The organism is Streptomyces sp. C36 (genome assembly GCF_040932295.1).
Taxonomy (GTDB): domain Bacteria; phylum Actinomycetota; class Actinomycetes; order Streptomycetales; family Streptomycetaceae; genus Streptomyces; species Streptomyces triculaminicus.
This window is the reverse complement of the sequence record NZ_JBFQGI010000001.1, coordinates 532,353-544,721: the sequence shown is the minus strand read 5'-3', so window position 1 is coordinate 544,721 and position 12,369 is coordinate 532,353. Positions and strand designations below refer to the sequence as shown.

The window sequence follows — 12,369 nt, the reverse complement described above, 5'->3', positions numbered from 1 at the left end:
GCGTCATGGTCACGGGCCGTATGCCACCGCGTCGCGCCGGCCACGTCCTCCCGCGGGCGGGACCGCCTCCGCCGGAAGGGGGAAGGCACGGGCGGCCTCGGGCTCACCCTGGACTCCGGGCGCACGGACCGCGACGAGAGCGGGGACCACCGCACGGACGACAGCGGGAGTGACCCGTGCGCCAGGGCGTCGTTGTCACGGCATGATCAAGCGCCTGACTCTCGCCATGTCCGTCACCGGTGCCGCGCTCGCCCTGAGTGCCGGTATCGCCTCCGCCGCGCCCATGCCGGCGCCCGCCACCGCTCAGCCCGCCGTGGCACCCCAGGCCCCCGCTCCCGCGCCGGACGGCGGCGAGATGGCGGAGCCGCGGTTCAACAACCCCCTGACCTCCGTGCTGGGCCTGCTCGCCCCGGTCACCGACCTCCTGCCCATGCCCATGCCGCCCTCCTAGCCCGCACGCCCGTATCGCCTGTACCGCTCGTACCGCTCCACGGAATTCCGTGGAGCGGAAACGTTTCCGGCATAGGGGTGAGGTAACGCGAAACGAGAACGGACCCCTCAGAAGGAGTTCTCGTGCTCTTCGCCGCCCTGTCCGTGCCACCCCTGCTGCTGGGCCTGGTGCTCGCGCTCGCGCAGTACGAGGAACGCATGCTCATAAGGCCACGTGTCCCTCGCCACGCCGCCGGAAAACGACATGTGCGAGCCGTTCCCGACCCTCCTGACGGCGTCCGTCGCCTTCCCGTCCACCGGCGGCGGCGCGGCCGTGACGCCGGCGGACGGGAAGAACGCGCGGCCTGACGCTCTCAGGCCGCGCGGGATCTCATGGCGATCTCACGGTGGCCGCACGGCATCACGGCCGTACCGGATCACACACCGGCCCGTTCCCGGGCCCGGTCACACGGGACGGCAGGGCGGGGAACAGGCCCGCAGCGCACTGCGCCGACCGTTCCCTACCAATAGTGCTTCCGCCCGCCCACAGCGTGACCGACGGCGCCGAGGATCCACAGGACCAGCCCGATGATCACGAGCACGATGCCGATGGTCCACAGGATCGCGATTCCGGTCAGAAAACCGATGATGAGCAGGATGACTCCGAGAACGATCACGGCGTCCTCCGATCTCGCGTCTTATCGCTCAATATCCACTATCTCCCCCTGGACCGAGTCCGGCAATCAGGACCGCACGGCGGCCTTACGCGGCACAACGGCTACGGAGAGTGAGCGCATGCGGAGCCGAGCAGACAATCGGACACACCGCCCGTAGGCCATCGGCCGTTCAGCGGCACACCTCCCCCTCACGGGTGAACTCCCGGTCAGAAAGTCACAGAAACGCCGGTTCCAGCCGGTCGATTCACGTGGCGTTGTCCTGACGTGTACGGGAGTGCGGAGGGAGCAGAGGTCTCATGGCGAGCAATGCGGGGCCCGGATGGGCCGACCCGGCGGCGACGCATGTCAGACGTCGATTCCTCACTCTGACCGCCGCCGCCACCGCTCTGGCGTTCACCCACACCTCTCCGCGGGCCCGCGCCGAGGAGAGACGGCTCGGAAGGCTCACCGAGAATCCCTTCACCCTGGGGGTGGCCTCGGGAGACCCGCTGCCGGACGCGGTGGTGCTCTGGACGCGGCTGGCCCCGCGTCCCTTCGAACCGGGAGGCGGGCTTCCTCCGTCGGCCGTGGTCCCGGTGAGCTGGGAGATCGCGGACGACGAGCGCTTCGCGCGCGTCCGGGGCAGCGGGGTGGCGAGCGCCCGCGCCGAGCAGGACTACAGCGTCCACGTCGACGTACGGGGCCTGGAGCCGGGCCGCACGTACTGGTACCGCTTCCGGGCGGGTTCCTGGCTCAGCCCCGCCGGCCGGACCCGTACCTCCCCCGCTCCCGACTCGCCCGCCGGCCGGGCGCGGCTCGCCGTCATCACCTGCCAGCAGTACGACGACGGCTACTACACCGCCCTGGCCCACGTGGCCCGCGAGGAACTCGACGCGGTCTTCTTCCTCGGCGACTACATCTACGAGAACGCCATCGACACCTACGGCGGCGCCCGCCGGCTTCCCGCCGGCAGCAGGCTCCCGGACGTCTTCCACCACGAGACGGTGACGCTGACGGACTACCGCCTGCGGTACTCCCTGGGAAAGACCGACCCCGACCTGCAGGCCGCCCACGCCGCCCACCCGTGGTACGTCACCTGGGACGACCACGAGGTCGAGAACAACTACGCGGCGGACGTCTCGCAGAACCGCGATCCCACCGGGGAATTCCTGCTGCGCCGGGCCGCGGCCTACCGCGCGTTCTGGGAGAACATGCCGTTGCGCGCGCCCTGGAGCCCGGCCGGGCCGGAGATGCGGCTCTACCGGCGCTTCCAGCACGGCCGGCTGGCCCAGTTCGACATCCTCGACACCCGGCAGTACCGCTCCGACCAGGCGTACGGCGACGGCTGGCAGTACCCCGGGCCGGAGTCCGACGATCCCGCCCGCAGCCTCATCGGCCCCGCGCAGGAAAGCTGGCTCCTCGACGGTTTCCGCACCTCCAAGGCGCTGTGGAACGTCATCCCCCAGCAGGTGGCCTTCTGCCGGCGCGCCCTCAACCCCGGCCGGTCCCGCCTGTCGATGGACGCCTGGGACGGCTATCCCGCGTCCCGCGGCCGGATCCTCGGCGGAGCCCGCGCGGCGGGGATCACCAATCTCGTCGTCCTGTCGGGTGACTCCCACAGCCACCTCGCCATGGACATCAAGAAGGACTTCGACGACCCGCGCTCGCCCACCCTGGGCGTCGAGGTCCTCACGACGTCCGTCTCCAGCGACGCGGACGGCGTCGAGAAGCCCGCCGACGAGGAGAGCCTCCTGCGCGTCAACCCGCACATGAGGTACTACGCCAAACGCCGCGGATACGTGATCCTCACGCTCACTCCGTCACACGCCCGGGCCGACTACCGCACCCTGCCCTATGTCACACGCCCCGGCGCCCCCGCCTCCACGGCCTGCAGCCTGGTCTCGGAGGCCGGCCGCCCGGGCTTCGTCCCGGCATGACACCGATGGGACCGGCACCAGGACGACGGCGGTCATGGGCCTACGGGATCCGCTCCGCCTCAGCGGCCGTCCTCGCGCAGGAAGTCCTCCACGACCCGGATGAGCTCCAAGGGGGTCTCGTCCATGGCGTAGTGCCCGGCGGCCGGCAGTTCGCGGATCCGGCCGTCCGTGTACCACCGCATCCATGTGTCACGGGTCAACTCGGCCGTCAGCGCCGGGTCCAGGGCCCCGACGACCGCCAGCGCGGGGACGGAGGAACCCTCGACTTCGGCGTGGAAGTCCTCGCCGGCCCAGGAGTCCAGCCAGGCCCGGAACGCCTTGGGGTCGCTGCGCTCCAGCGACCGCCGCACCATCCGGTCCAGCCAGCGGGCGGGGCGCTGTCCGCCGGTGGTGAGGTCGATGATGAGGCGCCGGTTGTCCGGCCGTTGGTCCGCCGCCGCGAACAGCTCCCACTGTTCCGGCGGCAGGGGGAGCCCCGAGGCGGGGACCGGGGAGACGCCGACGATCCTGCGCACGCGCCCGGGCGCCATGGCCGCCACGCGCTGGACGACACCGCCGCCCATCGAATGCCCTATCAGCGAGAACCGCTGCCAGCCCAGCCGGTCGGCGAGCGCCAGCACGTCGGCCGCGCCCTCACCCGTGGTGTACGCACCGGCAGCGCCCATCGCCTCGCCGTAGCCCCGCAGGTCGGCCAGCGCGTACTGGAAGGCGTTCCCGTCGAGGTCCGGCGCCACCGCGTCGTAGGCCGAGCGGTCGGCGAACCATCCGTGCACGGCGACGACCTTGTGCGGTCCGTCCCCGATCAGGGCATGAGGCGGTACGAATGAGGCCATTACGACTCCCGACGCGTCATGGTCATCCCGCACGACCGCTGGAACCGGCGGTCCACTGTAGTGGCTCCGTTCACGGCGGGACGAGGGTCCGATTCAGGCCACCGTGCCGGAAGGCTCCACCGGATCACCCGGAGAGGGACCGCCCGCTGAGCTCGGCGGCGGCCGTGTCGGCATCGCCGAGGAGGTCGCGCAGGTCGTCGGCACGCGGGTGGCGGTCGGAGGCGCGGTATTCCGCGACGATCCCGGCCGCCCGTGCGATGTCGCACGCCTCGCGGCCGAGCAGCTCGCGGGTGATCACGATCGCCTGTGCGGCGTGGTGGTATCGGGTCATCAGCACTTCCTGGAGCCCGTCCGTGCCGCCCGCCCTCAGGGCCTCCCGGAAGGTGGGCATCGTCGCGGCGAGCCACGCGGCGCGCAGCTGGTAGGCCGGGGGCTCACCGCTGCCGTCGTCGAGGGCGAAGGTGGGGGCGAGGGCGGCGGTGAGCCTGCGTACGAGGTCGGCCGGCGGGCCGTCGCCGGGGCGGCCGGGGGCGCCCGCCAGATGGGGGCAGTCCTTGGCGAACTCGTACCAGTCCGCGTGCGACCCGCAGGACGCGACGGTCTTCGGGAGGACGGGGTTGCGGTTGTAGTAGCCGTCCGCGCTCACGAACACGGTGCGCAGTAGGTCGAAGGGGAGGCTGGTGGAGGGGTCCTCGGCCAGCAGCAGGGCGTCGTAGAGGTCCTTGCCCTGGGGGTACATGTCGGAGAGCAGCCACAGGACCTTCCAGGCGAGGGAGAGTCCGGGCGTGGCGGCGAGGAGGGTCAGCGGCTCTCCGGCGCCCTCGGGGCGGGGCAGGGAGGTGGGGGCGGCGGGGACGGGCAGGGGCTCGTTGAAGACGAAGTCCACCTGGACCGTTCCGCCCGGCAGCCCGTCGGCCGTCCACGGGATCACCACGCGGCGGCCGGGCACCCGGTCGTACGTCCAGATCTCGTCGCTGACGGCGCCGCGGGCGTCGAACCGGACCGGGCCCCCGCGCAGCGACAGCTCCTCGGCGGCCCGTGCGATGCCGGTGAGCATGCGCTCGGTACGGGCGTCCGTCGCCTGCCATGTGGCGGGCGTGACGACGAAGTCCACGTCGCCCGGCTCGCGTGCGGCCCGCCCGTACCGGGCCCGGAGCAGGACACTGCCGCGCAGCACCAGGTGGGCGGCCCACTCGCCGCCCGCGACGGCGGCGAGGACGTGGTCGAGGGCGATCCGGCGGGCCGCGTACCAGCGCTCGCCCGTCGCGGCGTCCGCGAACCGGGGCTCGCTCGGCCGCACGGCCCGGGCGTGGTGCTTCATGGAGGGGTCGAAGACGGCGGATTGTGTCACTCCGTCACCCTTGACGGGCCTGAGCGTGCCGGGGAGCCCTCGGCCGGTGAGGGTCGCCTCGTCCGGCACCTCATGCGGAATGTCTTCGTCAGCACTCCACGGACCCCAGCCGTACTGCTCCCACGACGCCGTCATCGCCTTGCCCTTCACTGCCTTCGCCTTCACTGCATTCGTCGGCGGCCATTCTGCGGCACGGCGGTCCGGGTGCTGAACGGTGAAAGAGGTGAAAGAGGGGCCCCGGGGTCTCGCGAGGCCCCGGTTCTCAGGAGGCTCCTCCGAAGAGCTGGGTCCAGTACGTGCCGGCGCGGCCGCCGGGCGCGTACCCCACGCCCAGGTGGGAGAAGCCCGGCGTGAGGATGTTGGCGCGGTGGCCGGGGCTGTTCATCCAGCCGCGGACGACCTCGGCGGGCGTGCGCTGGCCGCAGGCGATGTTCTCCCCGATCGCCCGGTGCGCGGCGCCCGCGGACCGGGCTCGGTCCCAGGGTTCGCGTCCCTCCGGGGTGGTGTGGGAGTAGAAGTCCCGGCGGACCATGTCCGTGCTGTGGTCCCGGGCCGCGGCGGCCAGGCGGGGGTCGGCGGCGAGCGGGGGCAGGCCGGCGGCGGCCCGTTCGGCGTAGGTGAGGGCGAGTACCTCGTCCGTGGCACTCCGCAGGCCGGCGGCGGAGTACGGCCGCGCCCACAGCACCGTCCAGTACGTGAGCCCGCTCCTGGCGTCCACCGCGTGGCCGCCGCCGAGGTGCGTGAACGCCTCGTCGCCGAAGGGGGCACGGCGTTCGTGCCCCGCCCGGCAGTAGTCCACGAACTCGGCGGCCGTGCGCGGGCCCGAGACCATGTGTTCGGCGAGGACGAGGTAGGTATAGCCGGCGGCGGTCACGCGCTGGAAGAGCGAGTCCCCGCCGGGGCTCTCGGCTGAGAGGCGGCCGTGCGCGGCCATGTCCGCGGCGTGGGCACGGGCGGCCGCGGCGAGCCGGGCGTCCACCGCCAGCGGGCGCACGCCCGCCCGGGACCGCTCGGAGTTGACCAGGGCGAGGAGTTCGCCGGGTCCGCCCGGTCCGCCGGGCTCGCCGGCATCGGCCTCGTCCTCGACGACGTCGATGCCGAAGTCGCGGGCGATCCCGGCCAGTCCGTCCGCGTAGCCCTGCCCCAGCGCCCGTATCTTCCATCCGCCGTCGCGCGCGTACAGCTCGGCGAGCAGCAGGACGGTCTCGGCGGCCGGCCGGGGAGGGGCGAACCGGGCCAGCGGCCGGCGCCCATCGCCCGTAACGGTCATGACGGGCGGGGGCAGCGAGGCCAGCGGGGTGTGGGCGTCGGCCGGGCTGAGGACGACCGTGACCCGCGCGGCACCGGGCCGCAGCAGGGCCGGGTCCACGGTGACGGTGTCGCCGTCCAGGCGCGCGCCGGGTGCCGAGGGCTGGTTGAAGAACACGAAGTCGCCGTCCCCCGACGTCCTGCCGTCCGTTCCGGTGACGATCAGGGAGACGTCGAACGGACCGGGCACACGGATCGTGACCGCCCCCGTGGGCAACGCACGGTTCCCCCCGGCCACCAGCTCGTTCATCACCGCTCCCCCCGTCCTCCCGTTCGCCCGCGCCGGGCCCCTCGGGAGAAGCAACGCGGGCCGGACCGGGGTGGTTCCCCCGGGGTGCCCAGGGGGCGGCGACGGTGGTGCCGTCGGGCAGGTACAAGGAGATGGACCCCTGGTTCACCAGGCGGAACCCGACCACCAGCAGATGGTTGACGTGAGGTCCACGTCCCCACCCCTTTGAACGCGTTCAAGCAGGGATTTTCTTCACCCCTTGACTTTGGACAAATAAGGAGGAAACTGGCGATTACACCAGACAACCGGTGAGAGCCGCACCGTCGGTGGAGACGTCCATCGGCCCGAGTGACCCCCATCTCGGCAAACTGGCTAGGCCCCCGGAGGGCACGCAGCGATATCGGAGCAGGTCAGCGACGACTGGAAGGCTCGAGAGTCGGTGCGAGCACCGGGGGCTGTCGTATGCCCGGACGCAGGCAGCCCGGGCGTACGACCGGAACCGGCCCGTGAGCTACCGGCCGCCGGTCGGGACCTCGAGGGGCCGGCTGCCGTCCAGGACGTCCGCGACGACCCCGCCCGTCGACGCCATGACGTCCGCGACGAAGCGTCCGCGCCCCACTCCCAGCCGCCCCAGGGCCGCGCCGTGGTCCGCCGCCACGAACAGCGCGGCGCCAAGCGTCAGCCCACGCCAGCCCGCCATCGTCAGCGTCCGCAGCGGGCGCGCGGGCAGCTCGGCCACGGAAGCGCGCAGGCGTCGGCAGTGGAACGGGATGTGACGCTCCTCGTCGGCCAGGATGCGGGCCGCCACCTCGGACGTCAGGGCGTCCCCGGCGCCGTCCCGGACCGCGCGGTAGTACCGCACGGCCACGAGTTCGGCGACCATCAGGGTCAGCAGCTCCATGCGCAGGCCGAGCAGGCGACGCATGCGCACGAAGACCTTGTCGCTCCAGCACGAGTCGATGATGCCCTGACCGCCGGCCGCCAGCAGGAGCGCCAGCAGCCGCGCGTGGTCGCGCTCCTCGGCGACGAACAGCCGAACGGCCGCGGCGTAGTCGGCGTCCCCCGCCAGATCCGCCTTGCCTATGAGGTTCGCCCCGTCGCCGTCCTCGCCGAACTGGAAGCGCTGCAGGCTCCGCCACACCGGCACCGGCAGGTCGGCGCCCGCCGTCCAGCCGGGGTCGCCGACCCGCTCGCGGCGCTCGGCCTCCGCGATGAAGTGCTCGGTCCACTCCGCGAATCGTGCTGCGCTCATGTGGCCGCCCTGCCTCGTTCGTGATGGTGCTTCAGTGGTTCGGGAACGAGTCAAGCAAGCGTTTGTTCGGGTTTTGTCATGAATTTGTCAGGGCTTGAGATCACCGGATGCGACGGAGCGGCGTACGCGGCGACCTCGGCCGCCGCGTACGCCGCCGTCGATGCTCCGGTCAGAGCGTCACGGCACGATCGTCCAGCGCTGACGGGCGTCGTCGCTGCACGTTTCCATCGTGACGTAGCCCGTCTCCCGCGCGGGTGCCACCAGGCACATGTGCGCAGCCTCGTTGCGGAAGCGGAGGCTGCCGTCGGCGTAGGTCTCCGCCTGCCAGCGGTGGCCCGAGCCATCGATCTTGCTGCCGCGGTCGGTGCAGCCGTGCAGCACGGAACGGTCGCCGGGACGGGGCCGCTCCTCGTTCACGAGGTCGATGCACCTTCCGCTGCCGCTTCCCTTGAGCCGGACGAGGTTGTCGCCGCTGCCGGCGTACTGGGTGTCCCATCGCTGGCTGATGACCCCGATGTTGCGCCGGCGGGTGGTCAGCGGGGTGCCGTCGCGGCCGGGCGCGCTGAAGTTGTCCAGGAAGAGGCCGTTGTACGCGCGCAGCTGGACCCGCTTCTCCTCGCCCTCCCAGGCACGCTCGTCCACCGCACGGGAGTTGTCCCACCACTGCTGAGTGGTGCTGTCACCGCACGCGAGGGCTGCGACCTCCCCGTTCCTGCCACCGGTCAGGCACAGCTCCGGGTGGCGGGAGTTGCGCCAGCGCAGCGGGCCGCCGGGCGTGCCCGGGTCCTCGGGGCGCCACTGGGCCCCGGGCGCGCTGCACGGCAGCATGACGACGGCCAGCGGGAGGAACGGGTTGATGCCGGGGCACAGCTCGCCGTCGGCGCGGGCGGCGAGGGAGCCGGACGCGGCTCGGGGACTGTTGCCGCGGGCGAAGCGGTACCAGTGCCCCTGCACGGTGTCCATACGGAACCGCTGACGGAGGTTGTACCGCTGCCGGCCGGTGGTCACCCGGCCTCCGGCGGTGCCCGGAGTGTCCAGGACCTGCCCGGTCGCGGTGTTCTCGAGGGCGGTGGAGAAGTTGTGCACCGGACCGTCGGGCGCGGCCGGCACCGGAGTGGGGGCGGGTTCGAACTGGACGGCATAGTGGTCCGCGCCGCGTCCTGCGGGGATGTCCGCGTTGAACCGGGGCGTGCCGTGCGTGATCGCGTAGTCGAGTTCGCCGCCCCGCTGGTGGGTGGAGCGGCCGGGCCGGGCCAGTTGCTCGTCGGCCCGCAGGTGGAGGGTCTGCTCCCGGGCCTGCCGGTCGGTGCGGTTGCGGATGTCGAGGTTGAAGTCGCCGACCATGACCCAGTTCTCGCCCGCCCGGGTGGCGGCACGGATCCGCCTGAGCAGAGGAGCGACATCCCTGCCGCGCGCGTGGACGTTGTAATAGACGGTGTTGCCGAACCGGAGGCCGAGGGCGCGGCGGTACCGGTACTCGCTGCGGGGCTCGTCCCGGTTGTACAGCGGGTTCTCGATGATGCGGACCTCGTCCGCGCGTGCGTGCGTGACCACCGCCATGTTGACCCGGCCGCCGGTCCACCGGTCCCGTCCCGTGGTGCTGTCGCGCCGGGGGTCGGTCTGGAGGAAGTACACGTGGCGGCGGTGGTGGCGGTACTCCCACTGTGTGTGGTTCACCGCGGTCGGCAGGCCCGCCGGGAACGGACCGGGGATGGGGATCGACTCACCGGTGCCGCGGTACTGGTGCGGTTCGGCGGGCGGCCCGCTGCCCGCCTCCTGGAGCACGACCACGTTGTGGTGCATCGTCAGGGGGCCGACCTCGCCGTTCCAGCGCAGCCCGTGGTCGGAGCCCTGCATGTTGTAGGTGGTGAACGGCAGGCTGCCGGACGGCGGGTCCGCCTGCCTCGTCGGCCGGTCGTCCGCCCGCGCCGTGGCGCCGCCCGGCCCGGGGGCGGTGCCGACCAGCAGTCCGGCCGCCAGCAGCGCGGTGGTGAGGGCCGCCGTCAGCCGCGAACGGGGCGGTCCGGAACCGGACTTGGCGCGGGGCGGTGGTAACGGTAATCGCATCGTGCTCTCCTCATGGAGTGGTCGGGTACGAAGAACCGCAGGAACGATCCGTTCACATTCGGAGAGTTCATGTCAAGGGTCCTTCGCGCGCCACACGCCAAGGGGAGGAAGGAGCGGGATCAGCCGACGAAGGTGATCTGTACGAGCGTGACGGTGCCGTCGCCGATGAGGATGACGCCCGCCGTACGGCCGTGGGCTATCGTGCGCAGCACGCCGTCGTCGACGCCGTAGACGGCGGAGTGGGCGAGCGGGTCGGCGAGGGCGTCGAGGAGGCAGACGGCGAGGTCACGGCGTGCCGCGTCGGGCAGGTCCCGGTAGGCCGCGTGGAGGCCCGGATCGATGCGCAGCCTGTAGGTCACGCCTGTGAGACTAGCCAGCCGGCCGGTGGCCGGGCGGGCGTTCGCGCCGACGCGTCCCGGTCGTCGGCCCGCGTCCCGGTCGTCGGCCCGTGTCGGGGGCGCCGCGCGAACGACGCCCCCGACGGCACCGGTCAGGTGCGGTAGGCGTAGTACACCGCGTCCGGGTAGGAGGCGACGATGCTCGCCACCGACTTCCGGTACGTGTTGGTGGAGTGGTACGTGACGTACGGCACGCCCATGCGGCTGCGGTAGGTCGTGATCATGGAGTGGTCCTTCGAACCGTCACGGTCGAAGTCCATCTGCAGGATGTCGCCCACCTCGAGCTGGTAGACGTTCGAGAGGGTGGTGACGCGCTTGGAGTTCAGCGCGTACCAGGACCACTCGTTGGCGCCCACCCAGGAGTCCGACTGGGCCTTGGGGTCGTACCACCACTTGCGGTAGTCCGAGGCCGGGCCGGTCTCGTTCTTCCAGCCGCCGGCCTTGAGGGCCTGGCTGATGAAGTTGGTGCAGTCCCCGCCGTCCGCGTTGAACTTGCGGTAGGAGGGGTTGTAGTTCCGCCAGTACTTCTCCGCGTAGGCCGCCATGGCCGCGTAGTCGTAGCCGGAGGTCGTCTGCCTCTTCGGCACCGCGCGGGCGGGCCACGAGGTGGCGGCGCGCGTCGCGCTCGGCGTGGAGCCGGCGGAGGCGACCGGCTTCGCGACCGGCGCGTTGACGGCCCGCAGGCCGTTGTCCGTGGAGCGGATGCCGGTCAGCTCCCACTTCCCGCCCTTGGAGGCGGAGAAGCTGAGCTCGTGACGGGCCTTGAAGCCCGTCGTCGACGGCTCGTCGCCCTTGACCCGCTTGTAGGTGAAGGTGGTGGTCTCGGTGACCTCCACCGTCGCCCGGCCGTCCTTGACCTTGGTGTCGTCGACCGAGACCTCGGTCCTGGCGGCGGAGTACGCCTCGCCCAGCTTGGCGAGGAGCTTCTTGCGCGCGCGCAGCGAGGTCACCGCGGTGTCCTCGCTGTGCGTCAGACCGGCCGAGACGCGGACGTTACGGCCGGCCTGCGGGCCGGCTATTCGCTCGGCCGCGCGCGGGTCGTCCACGAGGGCCGCCGTGCGCTCGGAGAGCACCGTCTGGGCGATGCGGCCGAACGAGTCCACCGTCCCGTCGTCCACGGAGTTCGTCTGCGACGCACCGGCGGACCAGGAAGGCAGCAACGCCGCCGAAGCGGCCACCGCCAGACCCACCCCCACGGCGGATCTCACTATCGCTTTTCTCACGAAGGGTTCCCTTTCACCCCGGGCCCCCTACGGGCCAGGGAAACGGAATCCTCGCACACGGATGCGGATCTGTGGACACATTCTCGGAATGTGCATCCGAGACCTGGTCAGATGTGCTAACTCCATGCACTCTGCAGACGAACTGACAGCGACGCGGCCATAACCGGAGGCGACTTCCGGGCCATGTCAGGGGCCCGTCGAGGGGCCCGCCCGGGGCCCGGTTAGGCTCCCCGATCATGAATTACCCCACCTACCCGTCACCGCCGGGCATGCCCTCCGCGCCCCCACCCCCACCCGCGCCGGAGCCCGCCTCCGCGCCGACGGGCCGACGGCGGCGCTTCCGGGTGCCCAAGCCCGACTTCGACGCCCTCTTCGCGAACAAGGGCCTGCTGCTCGGCCTGCTCCTGTTCCCCTTCCTGGTCGTCGTCGCCTTCCTCGCGCAGTTCCTCGAGCTCCTCTACTACGCGGGGTGGACGATCTACGCGATCGTGATGAGCCCGTACTGGTCCGTCCGCGCGCTGTGGCGCGCCTTCGGACCGGCCACGACGCCGCAGGAGCTGACCCGCCGTGCCGAGGCCCGCGCGACCGTCAAGACCACGTTCGGCTGCCTGGGGATCCTCCTGATCCTCGTCGCGGTCGTGCTGGGCGTCATGATCTGGATCGGGCTGAAGCAGGACGTGTAAGAG

At 71.9% G+C, this 12,369-nt stretch carries 12 protein-coding genes; 4 read left to right on the top strand and 8 right to left on the bottom strand.

Features of this window, described 5'->3' with window-relative positions:
* The first annotated feature begins 202 nt into the window (after window positions 1–202).
* Together AB4K12_RS02330 and AB4K12_RS02325 are read left to right on the top strand one after the other, a co-directional pair.
* A complete protein-coding gene (locus AB4K12_RS02330) occupies window positions 203–451 on the top strand; it encodes a hypothetical protein (RefSeq protein WP_368432524.1) in 249 nt (82 codons plus the stop codon).
* Between the two features lie 122 nt (window positions 452–573).
* Entirely contained in the window at window positions 574–798 is a 225-nt protein-coding gene (locus tag AB4K12_RS02325) for a hypothetical protein (protein ID WP_143587571.1), read from the top strand.
* A 152-nt stretch (window positions 799–950) separates the two neighbouring features.
* Here AB4K12_RS02325 and AB4K12_RS02320 read toward each other — a convergent pair whose 3' ends face one another.
* Window positions 951–1,106, bottom strand: coding sequence for a DUF6131 family protein (locus AB4K12_RS02320; protein ID WP_086566821.1), 156 nt, complete (start codon window positions 1,104–1,106; stop codon window positions 951–953).
* Window positions 1,107–1,402: 296 nt separating this feature from the next.
* Between AB4K12_RS02320 and AB4K12_RS02315 the strand changes: the two genes are divergently transcribed.
* Window positions 1,403–3,022, top strand: coding sequence for an alkaline phosphatase (locus tag AB4K12_RS02315; RefSeq protein ID WP_368432523.1), 1,620 nt, complete (start codon window positions 1,403–1,405; stop codon window positions 3,020–3,022).
* A gap of 59 nt (window positions 3,023–3,081) precedes the next feature.
* Here the strand turns inward: AB4K12_RS02315 and AB4K12_RS02310 are convergent, their stop codons facing one another.
* From AB4K12_RS02310 to AB4K12_RS02280, 7 genes are all read right to left on the bottom strand, one after another.
* A complete protein-coding gene (locus AB4K12_RS02310) occupies window positions 3,082–3,855 on the bottom strand; it encodes an alpha/beta fold hydrolase (RefSeq protein ID WP_368432522.1) in 774 nt (257 codons plus the stop codon).
* A gap of 124 nt (window positions 3,856–3,979) precedes the next feature.
* On the bottom strand, window positions 3,980–5,206 hold the full coding sequence (locus AB4K12_RS02305) for a nucleotidyl transferase AbiEii/AbiGii toxin family protein (protein ID WP_368432521.1): 1,227 nt from the start codon (window positions 5,204–5,206) through the stop codon (window positions 3,980–3,982).
* A gap of 262 nt (window positions 5,207–5,468) precedes the next feature.
* Window positions 5,469–6,764 carry a CAP domain-containing protein gene (locus tag AB4K12_RS02300; RefSeq protein WP_368432520.1) on the bottom strand — a complete coding sequence of 432 codons (1,296 nt, stop codon included), beginning with the start codon at window positions 6,762–6,764 and terminating at the stop codon, window positions 5,469–5,471.
* A gap of 490 nt (window positions 6,765–7,254) precedes the next feature.
* Complete coding sequence (locus AB4K12_RS02295; RefSeq protein WP_368432519.1) at window positions 7,255–7,995, bottom strand: ferritin-like domain-containing protein; 741 nt, start codon at window positions 7,993–7,995, stop codon at window positions 7,255–7,257.
* Window positions 7,996–8,172: 177 nt separating this feature from the next.
* Window positions 8,173–10,062, bottom strand: a complete 1,890-nt coding sequence (locus AB4K12_RS02290; RefSeq protein ID WP_368432518.1) for an endonuclease/exonuclease/phosphatase family protein — start codon at window positions 10,060–10,062, stop codon at window positions 8,173–8,175.
* Window positions 10,063–10,181: 119 nt separating this feature from the next.
* Window positions 10,182–10,421 carry a hypothetical protein gene (locus tag AB4K12_RS02285; protein ID WP_086566796.1) on the bottom strand — a complete coding sequence of 80 codons (240 nt, stop codon included), beginning with the start codon at window positions 10,419–10,421 and terminating at the stop codon, window positions 10,182–10,184.
* Window positions 10,422–10,552: 131 nt separating this feature from the next.
* Window positions 10,553–11,683 carry an amidase domain-containing protein gene (locus tag AB4K12_RS02280; RefSeq protein ID WP_368432517.1) on the bottom strand — a complete coding sequence of 377 codons (1,131 nt, stop codon included), beginning with the start codon at window positions 11,681–11,683 and terminating at the stop codon, window positions 10,553–10,555.
* 236 nt (window positions 11,684–11,919) lie between these two features.
* On the opposite strand from AB4K12_RS02280, the gene AB4K12_RS02275 reads away from it, so the two are divergent.
* Complete coding sequence (locus tag AB4K12_RS02275) at window positions 11,920–12,366, top strand: hypothetical protein (RefSeq protein ID WP_368432516.1); 447 nt, start codon at window positions 11,920–11,922, stop codon at window positions 12,364–12,366.
* The last annotated feature ends 3 nt before the right edge of the window (window positions 12,367–12,369 follow it).

Coding starts and splice junctions, on each gene's coding strand:
- AB4K12_RS02290 (WP_368432518.1), bottom strand. CDS start 10,062: ATGCGATTACCGTTACCACCGCCCCGCGCCAAGTCCGGTTCCGGACCG.
- AB4K12_RS02315 (WP_368432523.1), top strand. CDS start 1,403: ATGGCGAGCAATGCGGGGCCCGGATGGGCCGACCCGGCGGCGACGCAT.
- AB4K12_RS02330 (WP_368432524.1), top strand. CDS start 203: ATGATCAAGCGCCTGACTCTCGCCATGTCCGTCACCGGTGCCGCGCTC.
- AB4K12_RS02295 (WP_368432519.1), bottom strand. CDS start 7,995: ATGAGCGCAGCACGATTCGCGGAGTGGACCGAGCACTTCATCGCGGAG.
- AB4K12_RS02275 (WP_368432516.1), top strand. CDS start 11,920: ATGAATTACCCCACCTACCCGTCACCGCCGGGCATGCCCTCCGCGCCC.
- AB4K12_RS02310 (WP_368432522.1), bottom strand. CDS start 3,855: ATGGCCTCATTCGTACCGCCTCATGCCCTGATCGGGGACGGACCGCAC.
- AB4K12_RS02300 (WP_368432520.1), bottom strand. CDS start 6,764: ATGAACGAGCTGGTGGCCGGGGGGAACCGTGCGTTGCCCACGGGGGCG.